Raw genomic sequence first — 3,107 nt, forward strand, 5'->3', positions numbered from 1 at the left:
TGTCGAGTAGACGACACTTGTTACCAAGTGCCGCCCCTCTAAGAACCGTACGTGCAACTTTCACTGCATACGGCTCAAGCCTCCACTAAGGCATCATTGATACCCAGCAACTTATAACGCAGTCGGGACAGGCTCTTTCCAAGAGTTACGAGCTAGCCTTTTAGATTTTCTCTTCACCAAATATTCTTGGTATTGAGGGTCAAAAGGGGTCGCTGCATTCCTGATTTTTACGTGTCGCTCGATGGGCACTTTAGCTATTTGGAACAGATTGAAGTGACAGTCCATGTCCATGATTTTCTGCCAACCGTGAAATTGCCACTGGCCTTTACGATTGAGAAAATACTTATGAACAACCCAGTCTTTGGACTTGGTTGGATGACGTCTAACTGCCCAGTGCCATAACGCTTGGAATAGTTTGTGGCCGACATACCCGAATACTTGTTTAGCAACACAGTGGCGATAGTAATTCGCCCACCCTCTAAGTTTCGGATTTATCAACTTGATAAGATCGTTAACAGGGATGGTTGCGTGCTTTTTAATAAGTTCACGTAGATTTCTAAGGAATAACAGCGTGTTAGATTTGCTCGGTTTAATGAGCAATTTCCCTTTGTACTTCCTGTGATTGAAACCCAGAAAGTCAGCAATCAACGGTTTGATGTCGTTCACTAGCACTTCCTTTGAAGAGCAAGTGACCACGAAATCATCCGCGTAACCGATAAAGTTGGCCCTAGCGCCCTTTTTCAGGGCTGTAGATTTTATTTGTTGCTCTATTCCCGCGAGAGTCATTAGCATCAAGGTTGGAGAGATTATTCCACCTTGAGGTGTTCCCTCATCGGTATCATAGAACAGACCCTTATCCACATAGCCAGACTTTAACCATTGCTCTAACATACGTTTATCTACCGTGATATTGTTCATAAGCCATTGATGCCCGATTTTGTCGAAGCAAGCCTTAATATCTCCCTCAAGAACCCATTTCGCTGATCGCTTTAGAGCTAAACATTTGAAGCACTGACTGACAGCGTCAGCCGTGCTGCGATTTGGCCTAAAACCATAGCTATTGAGGTCGGCAAACGTTTCGGACACAGGCTCTAATGCTAGAAGGTGGAGGGCTTGTTGCGCTCTATCAATCATGCATGGAATACCCAATGGCCTGAGCTTGCCGTTCTTTTTGGGAATGTAGATACGTTTGAGTGGTTTTGCAGAGTAAGCCTTGCGACTCAGTTGATTGACTGCTTTCATACGGCGTGCATCTGTGTTCCAGGTGACACCGTCTATTCCAGGCGTTTTACTGCCTTTATTCTTAGAGACTCGCTTAACCGCAAGAAGCTTGGCTGAGCGAGAATGAGTCAAGAGCCACTGTAAGGACTTCACCTTACCGTATTTCTTTTCTCTAGTTGCTTTTGCGATACGCATTTGAAGCTTCAATACGTGTGCTTCAACGGATTTCCAATCGATGGACTGCCATTGAGCGCCGTCAGAAGATGCACTAATCTCTTTCGAGATCATCATTTGCTTTTCTCCTTGAATAAAGTTCTTCAAATTCTCTCGCAACGGGAGACCAGTCGGAAGTGGGCTCACTTTCGTGATCAGACACAGGTCTGTATCTACATCATTACAATGCAGCTTTCGCTTTTTCCGACCTCCTATACCTGCATCACTATCGGCCACAAAGGCTTTCCCAAAGGGAGTAATTCAGGCTTACCCTGTTCCGTATGTTACGTAAAATGTCAGCTTAGATGCCCACTATAGATGTATGGACTCCTCTCCCCTCGGGGACTACGTTATAAATACACCTGTAAAAATAGTGGAGCTCAGATATGGAAGAGAATCTAATACTTGCCATCGACCTAGCGAAAAACTCATTTCAAGTTTGCTATATGAGAATCAATGGTGAAGTTCTCATGAACAAAGCTATCAGCCGTACTAGTTTGATCAGACTGCTAACTGGAAAGAAGAAGTTTTCTTTAGTGGTCATGGAGGCTTGTGGTGGTGCTCATTACTGGGCTCGCTTAGCGAAGAAAAATAATTATGAAGTTAAAGTCATCCCACCTCGTGCAGTTAAAGGTCTACAACTCAAACAGAAAACGGATAAGAATGATGCTTATGCGATAGGAGTTGCCGCTCTACTTCCTCATATATCTAGTTGCAGTCAGATGTCTGAAGAAGAGCAAGGACTACAGTGTTTGGATCGTGCTCGGTCATTACAGATAGCCCAACGAACAGCACTTAGTAATCAAATGCGTGGGTTCTTAATGGAATTTGGCATCGTTTTGCCCAAAGGAATAACTCCTTTAGCAAAACGGATCCCAGAAATATTAGAAGATGCAGAAAATGGGTTACCAGATTGTTTACGCCAAGTACTCGCATCTCAATCTGATTTATTAGCTATGTATACAGAACAAATAGAATACTACGACGGTTTAATTACAGAGCATGTCAGTCAAAATAAAATCTGTAAAAAGCTTAGTAAACTAGAAGGAGTTGGGCCAATCGTAGCATTAGGTCTAATGGTACGTTTAGGTAATGGTAAAGAATTTGTTCGAAGTCGAGATGCGTCTGCTTGTATAGGATTAACGCCTAAACAACACTCTACTGGCGGTAAAGAGCGTATAGGGCATATTTCTAAAAGTTGCGCAGATAAGCGTTTGAGAAGCCTCTTGTATCAAGGAGCAATGTCTATAGTGTACAAAGTTACACTTCGAGCACCAACAACAGAAAAAGAACGGTGGTTAAAATCTATGATAGAGCGACGTGGTAAGAAAATAGCTGCTATTGCTCTGGCAAATAAGACGGTTAGAACCGCCGTTGCACTCATAAAAAGTGATAGTGAGTATCACCCATTGGCGATTCAAGCATAAGTAGTGTCAATCAAATTTTAATTCAATGACTTGCATAAAATAAAGCGATAATACAACCAATGGAATTCAGATCCGCACAAAAGTACTTAGATACTGCGCTATAGACTCGGACCATTGGAGCGAACACATCAAAGGGCAGGAGTAGCTCTCCAATAAGAGCCCGTATATAAGTGCGCAACTATCGTTCTATTTAAAAAGGCATTGATTAAAACGAGGAGTCCATATAAGTGCGGAGAGTACGGCGAC

2 protein-coding genes are annotated in these 3,107 nt (G+C 43.0%); one reads left to right on the forward strand and one right to left on the reverse strand.

All coding sequences use genetic code 11. The features are described from left to right. Positions 1–111: 111 nt before the first annotated feature. Complete coding sequence (locus AB4167_RS21800) at positions 112–1,512, reverse strand: group II intron reverse transcriptase/maturase (protein ID WP_372137013.1); 1,401 nt, start codon at positions 1,510–1,512, stop codon at positions 112–114. 308 nt (positions 1,513–1,820) lie between these two features. Here AB4167_RS21800 and AB4167_RS21805 point away from each other — a divergent pair, with 308 nt between their 5' ends. Then, positions 1,821–2,861, forward strand: coding sequence for an IS110 family transposase (locus AB4167_RS21805; protein WP_136978156.1), 1,041 nt, complete (start codon positions 1,821–1,823; stop codon positions 2,859–2,861). Positions 2,862–3,107: the final 246 nt, after the last annotated feature.

Origin of the sequence: Vibrio sp. 10N.286.49.E11 (assembly GCF_041469505.1) — a bacterium.
GTDB classification, from domain to species: Bacteria; Pseudomonadota; Gammaproteobacteria; order Enterobacterales; family Vibrionaceae; genus Vibrio; species Vibrio crassostreae_C.